This is a genomic window from Enterobacter sp. kpr-6 (assembly GCF_900116015.1).
Lineage (GTDB): Bacteria > Pseudomonadota > Gammaproteobacteria > Enterobacterales > Enterobacteriaceae > Enterobacter_D.
In genome coordinates this window covers 575,650-595,555 of record NZ_FOYH01000001.1, presented here as the reverse complement: position 1 = coordinate 595,555, position 19,906 = coordinate 575,650, and the positions used below count along the sequence as shown (strand labels likewise).

Sequence of the window (19,906 nt, the reverse complement as noted above, 5' to 3'; positions counted from 1 at the left end):
TATGCCAAAACAGGTCATTATCCCACCGGGCACCACCACGCCCATCGCCCCGTTTGTGCCCGGAACGCTCGCTGACGGCGTGGTGTATGTCTCCGGCACCCTGCCCTTTGATAAGCAGAACAACGTGGTGTTTGTTGACGACCCAAAGGCGCAAACCCGTCACGTGCTGGAAACCATCAGGAGCGTGATCGAGACGGCGGGTGGCACCATGGAGGACGTGACGTTCAACAGCATTTTTATCACCGACTGGAAAAACTACGCCGCGATTAACGAAGTGTACGCCGAGTTTTTCCCCGGCGATAAACCGGCCCGCTTCTGCATTCAGTGCGGGCTGGTGAAACCGGAAGCGCTGGTGGAAATCGCCAGCGTCGCCCATATCGCTAAGTGAGGTCATGATGCAGCTTTCCATTGCCGACGCCCCCTTTCCCGACGCGCCCGTGGTGGTGCTGATCGCCGGACTGGGCGGCGCGGGCCACTACTGGCAGCCGCAAATCCCCGCGCTCTCTGCCCGTTATCAGGTGGTGAGCTACGACCAGCGCGGCACCGGCAACAATCCGGCGGTGCTACCGGCGGATTACAGCATGGCGGCGATGGCTGCCGAACTGCATACCGCGCTGGCTGAGGCGGGCATTACGCGCTATTGCGCGATCGGTCATGCGCTGGGGGCGCTAATGGGGCTGCAACTGGCGCTGGATTATCCGCAGTCGGTCAGCGGGCTGGTGCTGGTCAACGGCTGGCTGACGCTGAACGCCCATACCCGACGCTGTTTTCGTACCCGCGAGCGGTTACTCCATGCGGGCGGCGCACAGGCGTGGGTCGATGCGCAGCCGCTGTTTTTATACCCGGCACAGTGGATGGCCGAGCGCGCGCCGCGTCTGGAAGCCGAAGATGCGCTGGCACTGGCGCATTTTCAGGGCAAAGACAATCTGCTGCGCCGCCTGAGCGCCCTGACGCAGGCGGATTTCTCCCGCCGTGCCGGGGACGTGACCTGCCCGGCGCTGATCCTCTGCTCACGCGACGATCTGCTGGTGCCCTGGCAGTGCTCCCGCGAGCTTGGTGAGGCCCTGCCTGACAGTGAACTGGTGGTCATGGACTGGGGCGGCCACGCCTGCAACGTGACCGACAGCGATACCTTTAACACCCTGTTAATCGACGGGCTGGCAACGATGCTGCCCGTTAGCCAATCCGCAGTGAAGGAGATGATATGAGAGACGCGGTCAATCCCGACGCGCTGGCTGCGCTGTTCACCCAGGCCCGCACCCATAACGGCTGGCTGGCAAAGTCAGTCAGCGACGAGACGCTAAAGGCGATTTACGATCTGCTGAAAATGGGGCCGACGTCGGCGAACTGCTCGCCTGCGCGGATTGTGTTTGTGCGCACCCATGAGGGGAAAGAAAAACTGTGCCCGGCGCTCTCCAGCGGCAATCTGGATAAGAGCATGACTGCGCCGGTGACGGCAATTGTGGCCTGGGACCCGCTGTTTTACGACAAACTGCCCGCGCTGTTCCCCCACGGCGATGCGCGAAGCTGGTTTACCCAAAGCCCGCAACTGGCGGAGGAAACGGCTTTTCGCAACAGCTCCATGCAGGCGGCGTATCTGATTTTTGCCTGCCGTAGTCTGGGGCTGGATACCGGGCCGATGTCCGGCTTTGACCGCAATAAAGTGGATGCCGCCTTTTTTGCCGACAGCGGCTGGAGGAGCAATCTGCTGATTAACATTGGCTACGGCGACGCGGAAAAGCTGTATGACCGCCTGCCGCGCCTGGACTTTGACGACGCCTGCACGCTGGCCTGAGGAGGCACAATGGCAATTCCCGATAAACAGACGTTTCGAGATGCGATGGCCTGCGTGGGCGCGGCGGTGAATATCATCACCACGGAAGGTCCGGGCGGTCGCGCCGGGTTTACCGCCAGCGCTGTGTGCAGCGTCACCGACTCGCCGCCCACGTTGCTGGTGTGCCTCAACCGCTCGGCTTCCGTGTGGCCGGTATTTAACGCCAATCAAACCCTGTGCGTGAACACGCTGGCGGCAGGTCAGGAATCGCTGTCCAACCTGTTTGGCGGTAAAACGGCGATGGCAGAACGCTTTAGCGCGGCGCAGTGGACAAGCGGAGAAACCGGCAGTCCGATGCTTATTGGCGCGCTGGTTAACTTCGACTGCCGCATCAGTCAGGTGGTCAGCGTGGGGACGCATGACATTCTCTTCTGCGACATTGTGACGATTGCCCGCGACGCGACGCCGGAGGGACTGGTGTGGTTTAACCGGGGCTATCACGCGCTGGCGCACCCCGCTCCCCGGCTTTAATCCGGCTGGTTTTCCGGTTTATCAGGCACCTGTGAGGGTGCCTGTTTCTTTTTGAATTTAAGCTCGCTCACCAGCACGCCCAGCACGATAAACGCGCCGCCAAGGAGCGCCAGCAACGGCAGGCGTTCTCCGGCAAGGCGACCAAAAATGCCCGCCCAGACCGGCTCGCCGGTGTAAATAATGGTCGCACGTGTAGGTGACACGCTGCGCTGCGCCCAGTTCATCACCACCTGAATAATCGCGCTGAAAATGCCCAGGCCCACCGCTACAAACAGCAGCCCGTTCGAGATGGGCGGTATGGGCTCGCCGGCGGGCAGCATGGCAAAAAATGCCACCAGCGAGGCGGTTGCCAGTTGGATCACCGTGACGCGGCGAATATCCACTTTCCCGGCCCAGGCGCTGATGAGGATAATCTCTGCGGCCACCGCCACCGCACACGCCAGGGTGATAAGCTCGCCTTTGCCCAGCGCCAGCAAATTGCCTTCCGGCCCGGCGAGTAAAATCAGCCCGGTAAATGCCAGCACAATCCCGATGCAGGACATCAATCCCGGCATTCTGCCCAGGCACAGCCATTGTAGTAAGGGCACCAGCGGCACGTACATGGCGGTGATAAACGCCGATTTACTGCTGGAGATGGACTGTAATCCCCAGGTCTGCATCCCGTAGCCTAGGGCTATCGAAACGCCGATAGCCACGCCCGCTTTGATTTCAAGCCAGGTCACACCGCGCAGCACCCTGATCGACATCAGCCCCACGGCCAGCGCCGCCATCGCAAAACGCAACCCGACAAAGAAAAACGGGCCGCTGAGGGTAACGGCATACTGGACCGCCAGAAAGGTGCCGCCCCAGAACATGGTGATCAAAATAAGCAGCGCTTCCTGCGGCTTGACGGAGAAGGCATAGCGGGAGAAAAAAGAGGCCATGTGACAACCTGTTAAGAAAAGAGGGTTGTAGTCTGCGGTGATGTCCGCTCAGGTTCAACTCGTCAGGCAAAAAAAACCGCCGGGCGATACCGGCGGCGGCACGAGGTGCCATTAAATATCACAACGGAGCAAAAGAGTGAGAGGGTTTAGTCTTTAATCACCTTCACCGTATAGCGTCCATCTGCCTGACGATATGCGCCGTGGATGTCGGTTTCAAAACCGGGATACCAGGCCCCGATTTCACACAGCATTTGCAGAAACTCAAGCGTGGGCCGGTTCTCTTCCGCCAGCATTTCGCCTGGCATAACCAGCGGCACACCGGGCGGGTACGGCAGGATCATGTTGGCGCTGACGCGACCAATCATCTCCTCCAGATAGACCTCCTCGATCTCGCCATGCAGCTCTTTCTGGAAGGCATGATGCGGGTTCATCACCATTGCCGGCAGCGTTTCAAAGGCGCGGAACATCAGCTCAGGTAAATCATGCTGACGGATCAGCGTATGGATACCCTGAGCCAGTTCCTGAATGCGCATGTTTTCATAAAACGCGGGCTGGCAATGGTATACATCCGGCAGCATCTCTTTCACCGTGGCGTTACGGTCATAGTCGCGCTTGAAATGATTCAGCGCGCGCAGCAGCCCCAGCGCTTTGGTTTTATTGATGCCGATGCTGAATAAAAACAGCAAATTATACGGGCCGGTTTTTTCCACAATGATGCCGTGCTGATCCAGGTATTTCGCGACGATAGACGCCGGGATCCCCTGCTCTTCCATTTCACCGTGGCGATTCATCCCCGGCGTCAGCAGCGTGACCTTTATCGGATCGAGATACATGTGGTTATCATCGATGGCGTCAAAGCCGTGCCATTTCGCGCCTGGCTTCAGGTTCCAGCACTCTGGCGCAAGTTCGGCCTCGTCCGGCTGCCAGACGTCAAAGAACCAGCCCTCAACGCCCTCGCGAATACGTTTGACCTCGTGGCGGAAACGCAGCGCGCGCTGGATGGCGTTGTTGATCAGGCGCTTCCCGGCGTTGCCTTTCATCATCGCCGCAGAGGTTTCAATTGAGGCGACGATACCGTAATGCGGCGAGGTGGAGGTGTGCATCATAAAGGCTTCATTAAAGGTTTCTTCTTCCACCTCCCCTTTAATGTGGATCATCGACGCCTGCGAGAACGCCGCCAGCAGTTTGTGCGTCGACTGCGTTTCGTAAATCACCTTTCCGGGAACGCGATCGCCGCTCATCCCGCACAGTCCTTTATAAATCGGACTGAAATTGGTGTAAGGAACCCAGGCGGAATCAAAATGGATCGACTTCACGTCGAGCGTCTGTTTGATGTAGTCCGTGTTATAGAGCAGGCCGTCGTAGGTGGAGTTGGTGATCACCGCATGCACCGGCCAGCTTGCCCCCGGCGTCTGCTTCACTTTTTGCGCGATGGTTTCTTTCTGGAATTCACTGCGCGGAATACCGCCGAGAATGCCCCATGCATTGCGCGTCGGGCGTAAGTAGAGCGGCGTAATATCGCTCATGATCATCAGGTGGGTGAGCGACTTGTGACAGTTACGATCAACCAGAATGGTGCTGCCGACCGGCGCGGCATACATACCGACAATTTTGTTAGCGGTGGAGGTGCCGTTGGTCACCATATAGCTGCGTTCGGCATTAAAGGTTTCGGCAATATAGCGCTCGGCTTCCCGGTGCGGCCCGGAGTGATCCAGCAACGACCCCAGTTCACCCACGGAGACCGAGATATCTGACTTCATGGTGTTGGCACCGAAAAAGTCATAAAACAGGCTACCTACCGGGCTTTTCTGGAATGCGGTGCCCCCCATGTGCCCCGGCGTACAGAAGGTGTATTTCCCTTGTTCGACGTAATTAAATAGCGCTTTGGTAAAGGGCGGTAAAATCGCGTCGAAATAGGCTTCCGTACCGCGCTTGATCCGGTCGGCAATTTCACTGCCGGCGTAGAGTTCATACTCGAAAAAATTCACCGCCAGGCCGAGATCGTGAATATCGATATTTTTTAATGCGTGCCTGTCGGCAAATGCATACATCGGCAGCTTTTCATTAAGCGCGGTAATTTGTTTGGTCAACTGGAGATTGTATTTCGCCCAGTCGAAAATAACGCCGCAGACCTGAGCATTGTTTTCAATAAGCTCCAGCAAATCGTCGGTGTCATGAGGATAAATCACGCGGTAGTCCTGCGCTTCCAGCGTATTTTGCAGCTCGTGAATGGGTGCTTCTTTAAACAAGACATCCATATGATTCATGATGGCTATCGTTTTCATATCTTATCCCTGATAAATGTTTTCCGCGGTCTTGTCTTGTTTCTGAATAAACATGCCCCAGAAGGTCCAGCCGGAGAACGTGACGAGTGCGCCAAGCATCATGGCTTCTTCACCGGAGGCGTAGAGGGCGTAGAAGCTGTACACCGTACCAACGAAGGCAATCAGCACATTGGCTTTTGCCTGCCCGATATGCACCCCGGCGAGACGCTGCATCGGTACCAGTGCCGCCATGGAGAGCACGTAAGGCACCAGGTTGGTGACCACGGCGAGATTGACGAGGCTGTTAAATTGCTTGTTGAGTGACGGGCTGATGGTCATCAGAGCCAGTAAGGTCTGGATGATACCGAGGATCACCATCCCCACCAGCGGCGCGTCTTGTTTCGTGACCTTTGAGAAAATCTTCGGGAAATAACCGATATCGGAGGAGGACTTGAAGACCTGAGCGACCGTGAACTGCCAGCCTAACAGCGACCCGATACAGGCCAGCGCCATCAGGAACATCACCACATTGCCGACCGTAGGGGTAAACATGGTGGCGTACGCCAGACCGAAAGGCGCGGTGGAGTGCAGCAGATCCAGGTTAGGCACAATACCGGCAATGACGTTCGTGGAGAGCACATAAATAACGGCGCATACCAGCGTGCCGCCGAAGACGGCGATCGGCACGTTTTTCTGCGGGTTTTCCACCGCGTCCATGTTAGCGCAGGCGGATTCCAGACCGAGGAAGGCCCACAGCGTCATGGAGATGGAGGTAGAAATCGCCGAGAAGAAGTCAAGATTATTGGGATTCCAGGCGCTGATATAGAGTGAAGGACTAAACCAGAACCAGCCGATCACGCACAGTCCAACCACGGGGATAATGACGCCCCACACCGTGACCGAGCCAATTTGCCCGGTGATTTTAGCGCCGCCGAAATTACAGACGGTGGTGATCCACAGCACGACAATGGTGGCGAGACACACGCCTACGGGCGAGAGATTTGCGCCAAATAATACGCTGCCATAACCGACGGCGGAAATGGCAATTGCGATATTGGCAATTAACAGACTGATGGCGTAAGTGTAATTGGCAATAAAGTTTCCTGATTTACCAAACGCATATTCGGCGTACCCGCCCATGCCCCCGCTTTTGGTGCTAAATAATCCACATTTTGAAAAAGCCCAGGCTAATGCCAGTGAACCCAGCGCGGTAACCAGCCAGGAGAGAATTGACATTGTTCCAACTTCAGCAAGTTTGGTGGGAAGCATAATAATGCCTGACCCCAACATATTAACGGCAGTTAATATAGTCAGGTGCATAACTCCCATTTTATTTCCGGGATTGCTCATAGTTCCATCTCTTAATAATGAAGAATGACTCTCTGTAATTTTTCTAAAACCAACGGATGATATTTTTTAACGCCAGGACATCAGAGACTCCTTACTGATTGACGGTATTTGCGGGATGAGAGGTTGAAGCGCGCTGCGCATTGAGATAACGGCTGGGCCAGATCTTTTCCGGGGCGACGCCAAGCGCGTCTGCGATGATGCGTTCGGCTTTGGGATAGGCGCGGGACAGCGCATTTTTGAGCGTGTCGGGCTTCAAACCAGAGCGAACCGACAAGGCGCGAATGGAGACTCCCCGTTTATGCAAGGCCGCAACGATATCGATGCGGTTCCAGTCAGCAGGCACTTCATTTGTGGTCATAATTCAATTAACCTCATTATTTACCCCATGGGATTACGCCATGGAGTGAATTCAATGTGATAACAGCGGCGCTAGAATTGATCTCTTTTGAGATAATAAAAAGCCCCTGATTACTAAAATGCGGCTTCTTTCGCATTTTTCCTGATCCCAATGTAAATCAATTGCATTGTTGTACGACTCTGGATGGAAGACGATGAACAACGAAAATCAGTCTGTGGATGGGGGTGAGCAGGATGGGTTACTTGCCGATCGATTACGGACGCTGATTGGTTCCCGCAGCACGCGGGCAGCGGCTAAGGCATGGGATCTCTCTTACTCGACGTTGAATAATTACCTCAACCGTGGCACTGAACCTTCACTGAGCGTGGCCCGGCAAATTGCAGAACGTGAAGGGGTTTCGGTGGAGTGGCTGGCCTGCGGCGACAGTAAGGAGACGCCCATCGCGCTTGATGAAGAAAGAGCGCAGTGGCATGTGAAATCTCAGCCCGCCCCTGTCTCTGACCCGCTGGAGTTCGCCTGGTCAATGGTGTTTAGCTCGCTGGATAAGAGCGAGAAAGAAGCGCTGCTTAAGCTCATTCATAAAGAAGGGATTCAGGGGATTTTGTATCAGTCCCGGCTGCGCGCCGATTTTGTCCAGCAACTCAACATGTTGACCCCTGCCGAACGCGAGCTTTTTTATACGCAGGCCAGCGGCCTGATGAGCGCCATTCAGCAGGCCAGTCGCGCCTCAGAGGATTAAGCTGAGAAGGTATGGAGATCATTTTGATCTCCATTAAGATCATTTTCTTGCTTTATTGCGTACACTGGACGTAAAGTGGCTGTCAGCTATCACTGTCAAAGAGGCTGATAAAAGTATGGAAACTCCACATAACGAGCAGACGCTGGGCGATGAGTTCAGCGTGCGTATGCAGAAACTGGCGCTGTTAAGCCGTAACGGTAATGCTTTCCCCAATGATTTCCGCCGCGATACCACTTCCGATCGTTTGCATCAGCTTTACGATGATTTCAGTTCTGATGCGCTGCGTTCGCATAATATTACCGTGCGCGTGGCGGGCAGGATGATGACCCGCCGGGTCATGGGTAAGGCCTCGTTTATTACGCTCCAGGACATGGGCGGGAAGATCCAGCTTTATGTCACCGCGAAAGGGATAGGCGAGCAGGCTTACGAAGAGCATCTGAAGATGTTCGATCAGGGCGATATCGTTGGTGCCTCAGGGGTGTTATTTAAAACCCAGACTGGCGAGTTGACCGTTGAATGCAAAGAACTTCGCCTGCTGACCAAAGCAGTGAAGCCGCTGCCGGATAAATTCCACGGCCTTACCGATCAGGAACGGCGCTACCGTCAGCGCTATCTGGATCTCATTGCGAATGAGAAAACGCGCGACACCTTCCGTATCCGCTCGAAAATCATGTCGGTGATCCGTACCTTCATGCAGGCACGGCAGTTTATGGAAGTCGAAACGCCGATGATGCAACTCATCCCCGGCGGCGCGTCTGCCCGGCCGTTTATTACCCGCCACAATGCGCTCGATCAGGATATGTTTTTGCGTATTTCGCCGGAGCTGTACCTCAAGCGGCTGGTGGTGGGCGGCTTTGAGCGGGTCTTTGAGATCAACCGTAATTTCCGCAATGAAGGGATTTCCCCGCGTCATAATCCTGAGTTCACCATGATGGAACTCTATATGGCCTATGCGGATTACAACGATTTGATTGACCTGACCGAATCGCTGTTCCGCCAGGTCGCGCTGGAGGTGACCGGCGGCACTCAGATTGTCTACGGTGACTGGGCGTTTGACTTCGGAAAACCGTTTGAGCGCCTGACGATGAAAGAGGCCATTGTTAAGCATGGCAAAGGCATCACGATGGAGGAACTTGGCTCGCCGGCACTGACCACGGCGCTTGCGGAGCGGCTGGGGATCGTGATTGAGGCAAGCTGGGGGCACGGGCGCATTATCACCGAGATTTTCGATGCCGTGGCGGAAAGCGAGCTTATCCAGCCGACGTTTATTACCGAATACCCGGCGGAAGTCTCTCCCCTCGCCCGCCGCAGCGACGCAAATCCTGAATTTACCGATCGCTTTGAATTCTTCATCGGTAGCCGGGAGATCGGCAACGGTTTCTCCGAACTGAACGATGCAGAAGATCAGGCGGAGCGCTTCCAGGAGCAGGTGGCCTCGCGAGATGCCGGTGATGATGAAGCGATGTACTACGACGCGGATTATGTCACCGCGCTGGAGTACGGATTAGCGCCTACCGCCGGGCTGGGCATTGGCATCGACCGGATGGTGATGCTGTTTACCAATTCGCCTACGATCCGCGATGTCATCCTGTTTCCGACGCTGCGTCCGGTTAACTGAGCAGCAAACAGGGGGCGCGCTTTGTGCCATGTCATTCTGCATTTCAGCCGCAAAACAGGCTGCATGTGCAGCCTGAATGAACACGGTGAGTTCATCATTGCGCTGGTGCTTTCAGCATGTACTGCCAATGAGGGTGATTTACTGGTCGGGGACAGCAGTTGTGCCGGGATGGGCGAACTCTTTAACGCCGCGCAGGATGTCATGCTGAATGTGGATATCCTCTACCGGACGCGTTCGGAAGTGTATGCGAGAACACTGCTGCGCAACTTACTGGCGAATCATTGAGACGCAAATTTTGGGCAAAAAAAACCGCCGGAGCGATCCGGCGGTGGGACTGTTGTGACGGGAATAGATGACTATTGCGCCATCACACTACCATGCAGCTACGCTAGCTGTTACGGCTGCTGCCATGGCTGTTTTTGCCCCCTTTTTTACCCGCTTCGGATGCGCGCTGCGGGTCATTTTTAAAATTGCCCCCACTTTGCTGGCCACCTTTACGACCTGCTTCTGATGCTCGATCACGGTTTTCAGCGAAATTACCTGAACCACCACGATGGTTTGCCATTTCTGACCTCCAGAATTGTTAAACATTAGACATCATACTGCATTAAGTAAAAGAGGTTCCTTTCACTTCACGGCGTTGATGAAAGAACCTGTATTGCCGCCGCGTGAAATTAAGCTTAGTAAAATCTGGTTATCCGGCCAGTCAACCGCAATATTCTGCAACAGGAAATCAGCCAAACGGGTGATATTTTTACACTGTAATTAATAAGCCCTTCTTATGACTGAGAAAAATATCGCGGTTGAAAATGTGACATTTTACGACATTAATTTATCGAGTAATTCACCCAGCGCGAACGTCACGGCCTGATCCAGAACCTCTTCACACTCGCCGCCAAAGCGTTTGACCGCGGTTTCGGTGCGATCGTCAAAGCTCCAGCCAAACCAGACCGTACCGGCCGGGGTGCCGTCTTCCCCGTCGTCCGGCCCGCCATAACCGGTAATGGAAATAGCGATATCCTGCTCTGCACGCTGACGCGCACCCTCGGCCATTTCGCGGGCGACTGCTTCACTCACCGCCGTGTGCTCTGCCAGTGTCTCGCGCGACACGCCCAAAATATGCGCTTTGGCGTCATCATTAAACGTCACAAAACCAATGCCAAACCACTCCGGTGTATTCTCAGCGGCGCAAAGCGCGGAGGCCAGTTTTCCACCGGTGCAGGATTCGGCGGTGGTCAGATGTAAATGACGACGCATCAGTAATTCACTGAGATCGCCGGTAATTTGCTCAAGCGAGCGGTGCTCAAAATAGACATCAGTATGATTTTCCACAGCCATAATATATCCCGCCATTTCTAAGATGATTGTTGTTAGAAAGCATAGTCTTAATTCCGCCAGCCTGTATTAATGCTTATCGGCTCTGCTTTAGATAATTCCTAATTTTAAAATTATTTGATACAAGCGACATCTTTCTTCGTAAGCCTAATATCGCCCTCTGGCGGTACATTCTCTTACTTAATTAATTTCCTTTGTCCTTATCGCTTTCACAGAAATAGCCATTGATGTTCTATGCTTGAATACTGAATCAAGTCGCTACAGAGGAGAAAAGTATGAGCAGTAATAAAGATATTATTCCGGAACACATTAAATCGTACCCCACTCCCCCCTTTGAGCGCCAACTGCAACCCTTCCCTGGACTTGCCTGCAAACTGAAACCCCGTCCTGACCATGGCGAGACATCCTATAAAGGGAATAATCGTCTGGCTGGCCGTAAGGCGCTGATTACCGGCGGGGATTCCGGTATCGGTCGCGCCGTTGCTATCGCTTATGCGCGTGAAGGGGCCGACGTTGCCATCAACTATCTTCCCGCTGAAGAAGAAGATGCGCGTGAAGTGATCGAGCTGATTGAAGCCGCAGGCCGCAAAGCCGTGGCAATTCCCGGTGATATTCGTGATGAAAAATTCTGTCAGACGCTGGTAAATCAGGCGGCGCAAGAATTGGGCGGGCTGGACATCCTGGTGAACAACGCGGGTCGCCAGCAGTTCCGCGAACACATACGTGATTTGTCGACCGAGGATTTTGACGCCACGTTTAAAACCAACGTCTATGCCCTTTTCTGGATCACTAAAGCCGCTTTAGAGCATTTGCCGCGCGGGGCGTCGATTATTAACACCTCATCCGTCCAGGCTTATGAGCCGAGCAAGACGCTGATGGATTATGCCCAGACCAAAGCCTGTATTGCCGTCTTCACCAAATCGCTGGCACAGCAAGTGGCTGAAGAAGGCATCCGGGTTAATGCCGTCGCACCAGGGCCGTACTGGACGGTGTTGCAGGCATGTGGCGGACAGCCGCAGGAAAAACTGGAGCAGTTTGGCGCGTCTGCACCGCTTGGCAGACCGGGACAACCGGCAGAAATTGCCGGGATGTATGTGCTTCTGGCCTCGGATGAAAGCAGCTACTGCTCCGGCCAGGTCTGGTGCTCAGATGGCGGTACGGGCACGCTGTAAAGGCTGTCAGTCACTGTGACTGGCGTTTTTCATGATATGGACTTTTCCGCCGCCGGGGAGCTTCTCTCCCCGGCTTATTGCGGTGAGGTTATCCAACGCAGGAAGATATCTGATGAAAGCACTCACGTACCATGGCCCGCATAAAGTTAGCGTTGATAACATGCCCGATCCGTCTATTGAGGCGGGCGATGACATTATTTTGCGGGTAACGGCCACGGCTATTTGTGGATCTGACCTGCATCTTTATCGCGGCAAAATTCCCGGCACCGGGCATGGCGATATTTTCGGTCATGAATTTATGGGTGAAGTGGTCGAAACCGGTAAAGATGTCACTGCGGTTGCGAAAGGCGATCGGGTAGTTATTCCCTTTGTGATTGCCTGCGGCGACTGCTTCTTTTGCCATCTGCATCAATATTCCGCCTGCGAAAATACCAACAGTGGTAAAGGCGCGGCCCTGAACCGCAAAAGCATTACGCCTCCGGCAGCCCTGTTTGGCTACAGCAAACTGTATGGCGGCATCCCCGGCGGTCAGGCCGAATACGTCCGTGTGCCGAAGGCTAACGTCGGCCCGTTTAAAGTGCCTGACACTCTGCCCGATGAAAAAGTGCTGTTCCTTTCCGATATCCTGCCGACAGCCTGGCAGGCGGTAAAAAACGCCGAGATCAAGCAAGGTTCCAGCGTAGCCATTTTTGGCGCGGGCCCGGTCGGACTGCTGTCTGCCGCCTGTGCGCGTCTGGCGGGTGCAGAGCAGATTTTCATGATTGACCATAACGACTACCGGCTTAATTTTGCCCAGCAGCGCTATGGCGTGATCCCGATTAATTTCGATCAGAATGACGATCCTGCCGCGTGGATCATTGAGCACACCCGTAACAATCGGGGTGTCGATGCGGTTATCGACGCCGTGGGCTTTGAAGCAAAAGGTAGCCTGACTGAAACTGTCTTAACCAATCTGAAGATTGAAGGCAGTAGCGGTAAAGCGTTGCGTCAGTGTATTGCTGCGGTACGCCGGGGCGGTATTGTCAGCGTGCCGGGCGTGTATGCCGGTTTCATTCACGGCTTTATGTTCGGCGATGCGTTCGACAAAGGACTGACCTTTAAAATGGGCCAGACGCACGTTCATGCTTTCTTGCCGGAACTGCTGGAACTGATTGAGGGCGGGCATCTGACGCCTGAAGAGATTGTGACTCACCATCTGCCACTCGAAGAGGCGGCACGCGGCTATGAGATCTTCGAAAAACGGCAGGAAGATTGCCGTAAAGTGATCCTGGTGCCGGGCATGGCAGCCGCGCGGGCGACCATTTAAATCCATGGCAACACGTGCTGCCTGAAGACATCTGAAAGCGCGCGTGTGCTACGCTTTTTAAAGGCTTAACGCAACCTAAGGGGTGAGAGATGGAAGGAACGGAGCGCAAAAACGTTAAAATTCTGGTGCTGTACTATTCCATGTATGGACATGTCGAAACCATGGCACAGGCGATAGCGGAAGGCGCGCAAAAAGTCAGTGGCGCTGAAGTGGTCATTAAGCGTGTGCCGGAAACCATGCCGCCGGAGTTATTCACCAAATCAGGCGGTAAAGCGCAAACTGCACCTGAAGCCACGCCGCAGGAACTGGCGGACTACGATGCGATTATCTTTGGTACACCGACGCGTTTTGGCAACATGGCGGGTCAGATGCGCACTTTCCTGGACCAGACGGGTGGCCTGTGGGCCTCGGGCGCATTGCGCGGCAAAGTCGCCAGCGTCTTTAGCTCGACCGGTACCGGCGGCGGCCAGGAGCACACGATTTCATCCACCTGGACCACCCTTGCCCACCATGGGATGCTGATTGTGCCCATCGGTTATGGGGTCAAAGAACTGTTTGATATTTCACAGGTTCGCGGCGGGACACCTTATGGGGCGACCACCATTGCCGGTGGCGATGGCTCCCGCCAGCCCAGCGAAGAAGAGCTGGTGATTGCCCGTTATCAGGGCGAATACGTGGCAGGATTTGCCGCGAAGCTAAAAGCCTAACTGTTAAAGGAGACATTTATGCCGACTTCAGAATCAAAAGCACACCGTGTAGGAGAATGGGCAAGCCTGCGTAATACCTCTCCGGAGATCGCAGAAGCCATTTTTGAACTGGCTGATTATGACGAAAAAATGGCCGAGCAGATTTGGGAGGAAGGTAACGATGAAGTGCTGATCCGCGCCTTCGAAAAAACGGATAAAGATTCGCTGTTCTGGGGCGAACAAACTATCGAACGTAAAAACGTCTGATCTGCCTCCCCCGCCGCCCGGCGGGGGAGTTCTGTTTTACTCTTTGGCGACCGACTTAATCACCGCGTTAAATTTATCAATGGCGCAAAATCCTTCTGCATCCACCGGGCAGCCTGCCAGTTCAAGCGTCACGCGCTGCGGGGGCGATTGCAGGGTGAGCACATCAGCATTACGCAATTGCTGCGTACTTTGGTAGACGTATTCAATTTTCATCAGTTCACGATTACCGGTGGTGTCATGCCAGCGCTGGAAGACTATTTTGCCGCCAATCGGCGTGCGCTCATATTGATCGTGTAACTGATAGGGCTTGAAGTCGAGTGCGGTCAGCAATGACGCAATATTGGAGTCATGCCCCACCATCAGCGTCACTTTTGCCGCTTTAGCGGTGTCATTCACCAGCACGTTTCCGATATAGCCAATCAGCGGGGCCGCGACATTACGCGCCACTTCCGGCGAGGTAAAGAGCGAATCCTGATAGCTGTTTTTCAGCTTCGACAGCACGCGCCACTGCTGATCGGTTTTGATCTCTCCCCAGGCCACCTGATCCATCGGGAAGCCCTCGTAATATTGCAGGGTGAAGGCATCCACCAGCGAATTACCCACTTTCAGCGGCCCGGATACGCCTGGCTCCTGCTGGTATTTAGCGCTAAATGTATCCTGCGCGCCGGTAAGCGAGCACTGCTGCTTCTCTTTGCAGGCCGGTGCTGCCTGATAATCGGTGATTTTTTCCAGCAGCTGATAGCTTTCGTTTAGCTGAAACTCTTTGCGTTTAGTGTTCATCGCCTGCACAGCCTGCTGATCGAAGGCGGCAGAATCATCGGTGATCACCGGGTTAAACACCGGGTCCATGGTGCCCATTTTTTCCTGGTGATGGACGGGCACATCGCAGCCCGGAAACGCGCCGGTAATAAAGAACTGGGCGGTCGCCACGGTGCGTTGCAGGCTGTTGGCATAGGCATAGACGCTATTGCCGGTCGGACATTCGCCGGAAGTCACCAGCTTCTGCTCTGCCAGCCACTCGCGCATGTAATGCCCCATGTAAACTTCGAGCACGCCGCCCTTGGTGGTGAGCTGCCCGCCGGGCACATCCCACTCCGGCCATTTATTGGGTGTGGACTGTTCCAGTACGCTGCCGTTATTCGCCAGCGGCGCGCGCAGATTGTGGCGGCTCATGATCAGCACCTGCTCAAGCTGGTACCCCTGCGGTGCCGTTTGCGCCTGCGCGAATGCCGGGAGCATCGCCAGCGCCGTCCATATTGCCAGTTGTGTTTTTTTCATCCTGCGTTCCCCTTCCCATCAAAGAAAAAGTAAGTGTGACAGATTTATGACGCTTTACCTGAAGCGCTCACGCAAACTTTGCACCTGGTTACAGAACGGCGCATTTTTACCTGGCGGGAACGGCGTTTTCTCTTTATAGTAACGCCTGTATAAATAAACAGTTCCCGGAGGAAATGTGTTTGTAGAGTTAGTTTATGATAAGCGTAACGTAGCCGGTCTGCCTGGCGCGCGTGAGATCATACTGGAAGAATTAACCCGCCGTGTGCACCGCATTTTCCCGGACGCAGATGTGCGCGTGAAGCCGATGCAGGCCAATGGTCTTAACAGCGACGCCAGCAAAAGCGATCGCGAGAAGCTCAACAGAATGCTTGAAGAGATGTTTGAAGAAGCGGATATGTGGCTGGTTGGCGAGTAATTACGCAAATCCACTCTGCTACGGATAAGATCTTTTATCTCCATGACGCAACGGCCATTTTAAACCACACTTAAGGCAGCATGTGCATTTCCCACAGGGATCTGACCTGCACTTAAGAGTGAGCTTAAGCCCCGGCAGATAAAGGGGCGATATAACAATAATGACCGGTGAACAGCATGAAGAAAATCGCGATTGTCGGTGCAGGCCCGACGGGAATTTATACCTTTCTTTCACTTTTACAGCATGGAGAGCCTCTGGCCGTCACTGTCTTTGAACAGTCAGCTGAGGCCGGTGTCGGCATGCCCTACAACAATGCTGAAAACTCCAGAATGATGCTGGCTAATATTGCCAGTATTGAAATCCCCCCCGTTTTTTCAACCTATATCGACTGGCTGCGAAGCCTGAGCGACGAGCATCTGGCGCGGTATGGCGTTGAGGCTGCGTCCCTGCACGTCCGGCAATTTTTGCCGCGCATTCTGCTGGGCGAGTATTTCCGCGATCAGTTTTTGCAACTGGTGGCGCGGGCCAAAGAACGCGGCTTTGAGGTGAACGTCAAGGAATCCTGCCAGGTCACGGATCTGGAGGCGACCGCCGATGGCGTGAACCTGTGGATGCAGGATAAACCGACACCGGAAGCCTTTGATCTTGCCGTCATTGCCACCGGGCATGTCTGGCCGGGTGAGGAAGAATCCACGCGCTCGTTCTTTCCCAGTCCCTGGTCCGGCTTGATGGAGGCGAAAATTCCGGCGTGTAAAGTGGGGATCATGGGCACCTCCCTGAGCGCAATCGACGCGGCAATGGCCGTGGTGGTACAACATGGCGCTTTTTATGAATCCGATGACGGGCAGATGCATTTCAGTCTGGATAGCGGAAGCGAGGCGCTGAATATTGTGCTCATGTCCCGCTCCGGGATCCTGCCGGAAGCCGATTTCTACTGCCCTATTCCTTATGAACCGCTGCGCGTGCTGACGCAACAGGCGCTGGAGCGCGAAATCGCGGCCGGGAGCACAGGCCTGCTGGACAGGATTTTCCACCTGATGGTGGCTGAAATTAAACAGGCCGATCCGCAGTGGTGTGAACACATCAAGCTGAATAATCTGGATGCCGACAGTTTTGCCAGCGCCTGGTTTGCCGACAGGCATCAGCACGATCCCTTCCGCTGGGCGCTCTCCAATCTGAACGAAGTCGAACGCAACAAGCGCGATCGACGAACGGTGCCCTGGCGCTACGCGATTCTGCGATTACATGAAGTGGTGCAGGAGTGTGTGCCGCATCTGGATGAAGAGGATCGCAAGCGCTTTGATGTCGGCCTTGCCCGCGTTTTTATTGATAATTATGCGGCGATTCCCTCTCAGTCTATTCGCCGGTTACTGGCGTTGCGTGAAGCCGGGATCATCAGCATCCTTGAGCTGGGCGCAGAGTATGAAAAGGATGTGCAGGCGCATCAGACGGTTATTTGCGCACAGGAACAGCGTTATACCTTCGATGTTTTTATCGATGCGCGCGGGCAGCGTCCGCTAAAAACCAACGACCTGCCGTTTCCGTCGCTGCGTAAACAGCTTGAAGCGACCGGGGAAGAGATCCCGGAAGTGGACAGTCATTACACGCTGCGGGAACCGGCGTGCGCTCGCGGGCGCATCGCGTTCGGCGCGCTGCCCTGGCTGATGCACGATCATCCCTTTGTTCAGGGGTTGACCGAGTGCGCGGAAATTGGCGCTGCGATGGCAAAAGCGCTGGCGCAACCAGCGGCTTATTCCCGTAAGCGGCTGCCGTTTATTGACGTGTAATTTTTGTAAACCAGGCGCGGCGTTATGCGCGCCTGGGAAAGTCATATTCGGGCGCTGCGCCAACCTGTCAACTTGTAATTGTTTGCCTTAAATACTTAAAATTTAATGTAGTTAATATCATTAATTTTAAAAGCCACGCAGCCTGTTTGTAATTTACCCCTTTTGTCATCAATGAAATAATACTTCGCTTTATTATCCGTGAAGAAATGCATTTCACATGCAGCAGGGGTTTAAGTCAGCGTGAAAAAATCAACGATCGGCGTTATTCTTTTTATATTATTCTTTTTTCTGGAGGGCATTGCATTATTAGCTCTGGGGAAAGCGCTCAAAGATCCGCACTCAATTGCAGCAACAATATTAATATTTTCAACGAGTTCAGGAATAATCATAATGTTAGCCCTATGCACTGGAATAATTTTTAGTGGCAGACCCATTGATCCTGTTACTCAAAAGAAACAATCCATGCTTATGACAATACTGGAAAAATTAAGATTAATGGGGTGCTTTCTGTCACTTGTTTTTATTAATTTTGAATTGCTGGGGGGAATTTATTTATTACGTCAGGGATAAAAATATATTGTCATAATGCTTCTGGCGAAGAAAACGATCTGATGAACATCGTTTCATTGCGCCGCCCGCGCAATCTGACGCTGTATGACAGCCCGATGGGATATGTCATCAAAATGCTGGTGGCTATTTTTGGTCCGCTGGATTTTGCCCTGACCGCACCTGTTTGCGAGCACATTGACGATCAGGATGTGATGGCGCGTGAGTTATCGCTGGATATCGCCCACGGTCTGGTAGGAAAAACGGCTATCCATCCCACCCAGATTGCCATGATTGAAAAGGCGCTGATGGTTGCGCCCGGTGAACATTCAGACGCGCTGCGTATTCTTAATTCAACTCAGGCTGTGTTTAAGTCGCAGGGTGCGATGTGTGAACCCGCCACCCATCGTCGGTGGGCAGCGAGCGTCCTTGAGCGCGCGCGGGTGTATGGCATTCTCACCGAACAAAGCCCCGACGGAATCAGGCTTATGCCTGTGTCATAGGAAAAATCATATCGCCATGCCCGTTTTTATCTCTGCCTGAAAGATAAAAACGGGAGCCTCTTTGCCGTCCCTCTCCTCCCTGAAGCAGTGGATTTGACACGCCGAAATGCTATGTTATAACATCAACAAAGTCTGTCAGGGATCGTCCCTGATCAGGCCACGGGCATCTTCCTGCCATGGGCGACATGGATTAAGGAGATTTTCATCAGGAACACGGTCGGATTACTGAATATGATGTCATCCACATTCGTCCCGCGCACTTCCGATATTATTCTTAGCGTTAATATCCGCTCATTACTGTCTCATCCCGCAGAGCCACATTCTGGCACCATTCATTTTACTGTCAGTAAAGGGGAGTCGCTGGCTATCATTGGGCCTAATGGTTGCGGTAAAACGACGTTGCTGCGGGCTATTTTCGACGGCTCAACACATCTCAACGGGAATATCACATTACAGGGAATACCGATGTCATCGGTAACACGTCAGCGACGCGCAAAGCAGATTGCCGTCCTGGCGCAGAATGATATTCCGGACCTGCGTTTGACGCTTGAAGATTATGTCGCACTGGGGCGTATTCCCCATGCGCAGGATCTCCCGCATAGCGATCATCATGCTATTACAGAGAATGCCATTAAAGAGACGGGTTTATTAACGTTGCGTCGGCGATCGTTATCAGCGCTTTCAGGTGGCGAAAGGCAGCGGGCAGCGATTGCGCGGGTGCTGGCCCAGACGCCGCATTTACTGCTGCTGGATGAACCCACCAATCATCTTGATCCGAGCGGGCGCGTGGAATTGCTTTCGCTGGTGAAAAGCAAAGGCATTGCCGTCGTGGCGGTGTTGCACGATCTCCCTCTGGTTGAAAATTTCGCAGACCGGGTACTTATTCTCTCTCACGGCAGACAAGTTATTTGTGATAAGCCCGCACGCGCGCTGTTATCGAAATATCTTTATCCGGTATTTGGCCTGACGAGTTTTACCGTACCCCACCCTCAAACGGGAAATGCGTTACGCATTTTTGAAGTTCCACATACCGCTTAAAAACTAACAGAGAATG

22 protein-coding genes and 1 pseudogene are annotated in these 19,906 nt (G+C 54.0%); 16 read left to right on the top strand and 7 right to left on the bottom strand.

Going from position 1 to position 19,906, the window contains the following annotated elements; translation table 11 throughout:
- Position 1: 1 nt before the first annotated feature.
- From rutC to rutF, 4 genes are read left to right on the top strand one after another with little or no spacing between them, the layout of a single operon-like run.
- Positions 2-388 carry a pyrimidine utilization protein C gene (gene rutC, locus BM373_RS02725; RefSeq protein WP_090459154.1) on the top strand — a complete coding sequence of 129 codons (387 nt, stop codon included), beginning with the start codon at positions 2-4 and terminating at the stop codon, positions 386-388.
- A gap of 4 nt (positions 389-392) precedes the next feature.
- Positions 393-1,208: a pyrimidine utilization protein D gene (gene rutD / locus BM373_RS02720; RefSeq protein WP_143102611.1), complete on the top strand. Its 816-nt coding sequence runs from the start codon at positions 393-395 to the stop codon at positions 1,206-1,208.
- Positions 1,205-1,795, top strand: a complete 591-nt coding sequence (locus tag BM373_RS02715; protein WP_090459152.1) for a malonic semialdehyde reductase — start codon at positions 1,205-1,207, stop codon at positions 1,793-1,795. Before rutD ends, BM373_RS02715 begins: the two co-directional genes overlap by 4 nt.
- Positions 1,796-1,804: 9 nt before the next feature.
- Positions 1,805-2,305 (top strand): NADH-dependent FMN reductase RutF, encoded by a 501-nt coding sequence (rutF, locus tag BM373_RS02710; protein ID WP_090459150.1) that lies wholly within the window; start codon positions 1,805-1,807, stop codon positions 2,303-2,305.
- Here the strand turns inward: rutF and BM373_RS02705 are convergent.
- The 4 genes from BM373_RS02705 to BM373_RS02690 form a co-directional block, all read right to left on the bottom strand.
- Positions 2,302-3,228, bottom strand: coding sequence for a DMT family transporter (locus tag BM373_RS02705; protein WP_090459148.1), 927 nt, complete (start codon positions 3,226-3,228; stop codon positions 2,302-2,304). The two genes, rutF and BM373_RS02705, sit on opposite strands and share 4 nt — an antisense overlap.
- 146 nt (positions 3,229-3,374) lie before the next feature.
- Positions 3,375-5,513 carry a lysine decarboxylase LdcC gene (locus BM373_RS02700; protein ID WP_090459146.1) on the bottom strand — a complete coding sequence of 713 codons (2,139 nt, stop codon included), beginning with the start codon at positions 5,511-5,513 and terminating at the stop codon, positions 3,375-3,377.
- A gap of 3 nt (positions 5,514-5,516) precedes the next feature.
- Positions 5,517-6,842 (bottom strand): putrescine-ornithine antiporter, encoded by a 1,326-nt coding sequence (gene potE, locus BM373_RS02695; protein ID WP_090459144.1) that lies wholly within the window; start codon positions 6,840-6,842, stop codon positions 5,517-5,519.
- A gap of 91 nt (positions 6,843-6,933) precedes the next feature.
- Positions 6,934-7,200 (bottom strand): helix-turn-helix domain-containing protein, encoded by a 267-nt coding sequence (locus tag BM373_RS02690; RefSeq protein WP_090459142.1) that lies wholly within the window; start codon positions 7,198-7,200, stop codon positions 6,934-6,936.
- A gap of 193 nt (positions 7,201-7,393) precedes the next feature.
- Here BM373_RS02690 and BM373_RS02685 point away from each other — a divergent pair, with 193 nt between their 5' ends.
- The 3 genes from BM373_RS02685 to BM373_RS02675 all read left to right on the top strand — a co-directional run bounded on the left by BM373_RS02685 (position 7,394) and on the right by BM373_RS02675 (position 9,842).
- Positions 7,394-7,939 (top strand): helix-turn-helix domain-containing protein, encoded by a 546-nt coding sequence (locus BM373_RS02685; RefSeq protein WP_090459139.1) that lies wholly within the window; start codon positions 7,394-7,396, stop codon positions 7,937-7,939.
- Between the two features lie 115 nt (positions 7,940-8,054).
- Positions 8,055-9,557: a lysine--tRNA ligase gene (lysS, locus tag BM373_RS02680; protein WP_090459137.1), complete on the top strand. Its 1,503-nt coding sequence runs from the start codon at positions 8,055-8,057 to the stop codon at positions 9,555-9,557.
- 21 nt (positions 9,558-9,578) lie between these two features.
- Positions 9,579-9,842 carry a hypothetical protein gene (locus BM373_RS02675; protein WP_090459134.1) on the top strand — a complete coding sequence of 88 codons (264 nt, stop codon included), beginning with the start codon at positions 9,579-9,581 and terminating at the stop codon, positions 9,840-9,842.
- Between the two features lie 103 nt (positions 9,843-9,945).
- On the opposite strand, the gene BM373_RS02670 is transcribed toward BM373_RS02675, so the two are convergent.
- Positions 9,946-10,122: a con-10 family general stress protein gene (locus BM373_RS02670; protein WP_090459133.1), complete on the bottom strand. Its 177-nt coding sequence runs from the start codon at positions 10,120-10,122 to the stop codon at positions 9,946-9,948.
- 254 nt (positions 10,123-10,376) lie between these two features.
- Positions 10,377-10,895, bottom strand: a complete 519-nt coding sequence (locus BM373_RS02665) for a 2-oxo-tetronate isomerase (RefSeq protein WP_090459131.1) — start codon at positions 10,893-10,895, stop codon at positions 10,377-10,379.
- A 272-nt stretch (positions 10,896-11,167) separates the two neighbouring features.
- Here BM373_RS02665 and BM373_RS02660 point away from each other — a divergent pair, with 272 nt between their 5' ends.
- From BM373_RS02660 to BM373_RS02645, 4 genes are all read left to right on the top strand, one after another.
- Complete coding sequence (locus BM373_RS02660) at positions 11,168-12,064, top strand: SDR family oxidoreductase (RefSeq protein ID WP_090459129.1); 897 nt, start codon at positions 11,168-11,170, stop codon at positions 12,062-12,064.
- A gap of 112 nt (positions 12,065-12,176) precedes the next feature.
- Positions 12,177-13,370, top strand: a complete 1,194-nt coding sequence (locus tag BM373_RS02655; RefSeq protein WP_090459126.1) for a zinc-dependent alcohol dehydrogenase — start codon at positions 12,177-12,179, stop codon at positions 13,368-13,370.
- A gap of 89 nt (positions 13,371-13,459) precedes the next feature.
- Positions 13,460-14,077, top strand: a complete 618-nt coding sequence (wrbA, locus tag BM373_RS02650) for an NAD(P)H:quinone oxidoreductase (protein ID WP_090459124.1) — start codon at positions 13,460-13,462, stop codon at positions 14,075-14,077.
- Positions 14,078-14,095: 18 nt separating this feature from the next.
- A complete protein-coding gene (locus tag BM373_RS02645) occupies positions 14,096-14,323 on the top strand; it encodes a YccJ family protein (protein ID WP_090459122.1) in 228 nt (75 codons plus the stop codon).
- Between the two features lie 36 nt (positions 14,324-14,359).
- Here BM373_RS02645 and agp read toward each other — a convergent pair whose 3' ends face one another.
- A complete protein-coding gene (gene agp / locus BM373_RS02640) occupies positions 14,360-15,601 on the bottom strand; it encodes a bifunctional glucose-1-phosphatase/inositol phosphatase (protein WP_090459120.1) in 1,242 nt (413 codons plus the stop codon).
- 175 nt (positions 15,602-15,776) lie between these two features.
- Between agp and BM373_RS02635 the strand changes: the two genes are divergently transcribed.
- The 5 genes and pseudogenes from BM373_RS02635 (at position 15,777) to BM373_RS02615 (ending at position 19,890) form a co-directional block, all read left to right on the top strand.
- Positions 15,777-16,016 (top strand): DinI family protein, encoded by a 240-nt coding sequence (locus BM373_RS02635; protein ID WP_090459118.1) that lies wholly within the window; start codon positions 15,777-15,779, stop codon positions 16,014-16,016.
- Positions 16,017-16,192: 176 nt separating this feature from the next.
- Complete coding sequence (locus BM373_RS02630; protein ID WP_090459116.1) at positions 16,193-17,803, top strand: FAD-NAD(P)-binding protein; 1,611 nt, start codon at positions 16,193-16,195, stop codon at positions 17,801-17,803.
- Positions 17,804-18,043: 240 nt separating this feature from the next.
- Positions 18,044-18,373, top strand: a complete 330-nt coding sequence (locus tag BM373_RS02625; RefSeq protein ID WP_090459114.1) for a hypothetical protein — start codon at positions 18,044-18,046, stop codon at positions 18,371-18,373.
- Between the two features lie 32 nt (positions 18,374-18,405).
- Positions 18,406-18,852, top strand: a pseudogene (locus BM373_RS02620) (HpcH/HpaI aldolase/citrate lyase family protein); the annotation flags it as partial.
- A gap of 234 nt (positions 18,853-19,086) precedes the next feature.
- Complete coding sequence (locus BM373_RS02615; RefSeq protein ID WP_090459971.1) at positions 19,087-19,890, top strand: ABC transporter ATP-binding protein; 804 nt, start codon at positions 19,087-19,089, stop codon at positions 19,888-19,890.
- Positions 19,891-19,906 lie beyond the last annotated feature (16 nt).

Bases quoted from the DNA above. Each gene is read 5' to 3' on its own strand.
- rutC (WP_090459154.1), top strand. From the start codon at position 2: ATGCCAAAACAGGTCATTATCCCACCGGGCACCACCACGCCCATCGCC.
- rutD (WP_143102611.1), top strand. From the start codon at position 393: ATGATGCAGCTTTCCATTGCCGACGCCCCCTTTCCCGACGCGCCCGTG.
- BM373_RS02715 (WP_090459152.1), top strand. From the start codon at position 1,205: ATGAGAGACGCGGTCAATCCCGACGCGCTGGCTGCGCTGTTCACCCAG.
- rutF (WP_090459150.1), top strand. From the start codon at position 1,805: ATGGCAATTCCCGATAAACAGACGTTTCGAGATGCGATGGCCTGCGTG.
- BM373_RS02705 (WP_090459148.1), bottom strand. From the start codon at position 3,228: ATGGCCTCTTTTTTCTCCCGCTATGCCTTCTCCGTCAAGCCGCAGGAA.
- BM373_RS02700 (WP_090459146.1), bottom strand. From the start codon at position 5,513: ATGAAAACGATAGCCATCATGAATCATATGGATGTCTTGTTTAAAGAA.
- potE (WP_090459144.1), bottom strand. From the start codon at position 6,842: ATGAGCAATCCCGGAAATAAAATGGGAGTTATGCACCTGACTATATTA.
- BM373_RS02690 (WP_090459142.1), bottom strand. From the start codon at position 7,200: ATGACCACAAATGAAGTGCCTGCTGACTGGAACCGCATCGATATCGTT.
- BM373_RS02685 (WP_090459139.1), top strand. From the start codon at position 7,394: ATGAACAACGAAAATCAGTCTGTGGATGGGGGTGAGCAGGATGGGTTA.
- lysS (WP_090459137.1), top strand. From the start codon at position 8,055: ATGGAAACTCCACATAACGAGCAGACGCTGGGCGATGAGTTCAGCGTG.
- BM373_RS02670 (WP_090459133.1), bottom strand. From the start codon at position 10,122: ATGGCAAACCATCGTGGTGGTTCAGGTAATTTCGCTGAAAACCGTGAT.
- BM373_RS02665 (WP_090459131.1), bottom strand. From the start codon at position 10,895: ATGGCTGTGGAAAATCATACTGATGTCTATTTTGAGCACCGCTCGCTT.
- BM373_RS02660 (WP_090459129.1), top strand. From the start codon at position 11,168: ATGAGCAGTAATAAAGATATTATTCCGGAACACATTAAATCGTACCCC.
- BM373_RS02655 (WP_090459126.1), top strand. From the start codon at position 12,177: ATGAAAGCACTCACGTACCATGGCCCGCATAAAGTTAGCGTTGATAAC.
- wrbA (WP_090459124.1), top strand. From the start codon at position 13,460: ATGGAAGGAACGGAGCGCAAAAACGTTAAAATTCTGGTGCTGTACTAT.
- BM373_RS02645 (WP_090459122.1), top strand. From the start codon at position 14,096: ATGCCGACTTCAGAATCAAAAGCACACCGTGTAGGAGAATGGGCAAGC.
- agp (WP_090459120.1), bottom strand. From the start codon at position 15,601: ATGAAAAAAACACAACTGGCAATATGGACGGCGCTGGCGATGCTCCCG.
- BM373_RS02630 (WP_090459116.1), top strand. From the start codon at position 16,193: ATGAAGAAAATCGCGATTGTCGGTGCAGGCCCGACGGGAATTTATACC.
- BM373_RS02615 (WP_090459971.1), top strand. From the start codon at position 19,087: ATGTCATCCACATTCGTCCCGCGCACTTCCGATATTATTCTTAGCGTT.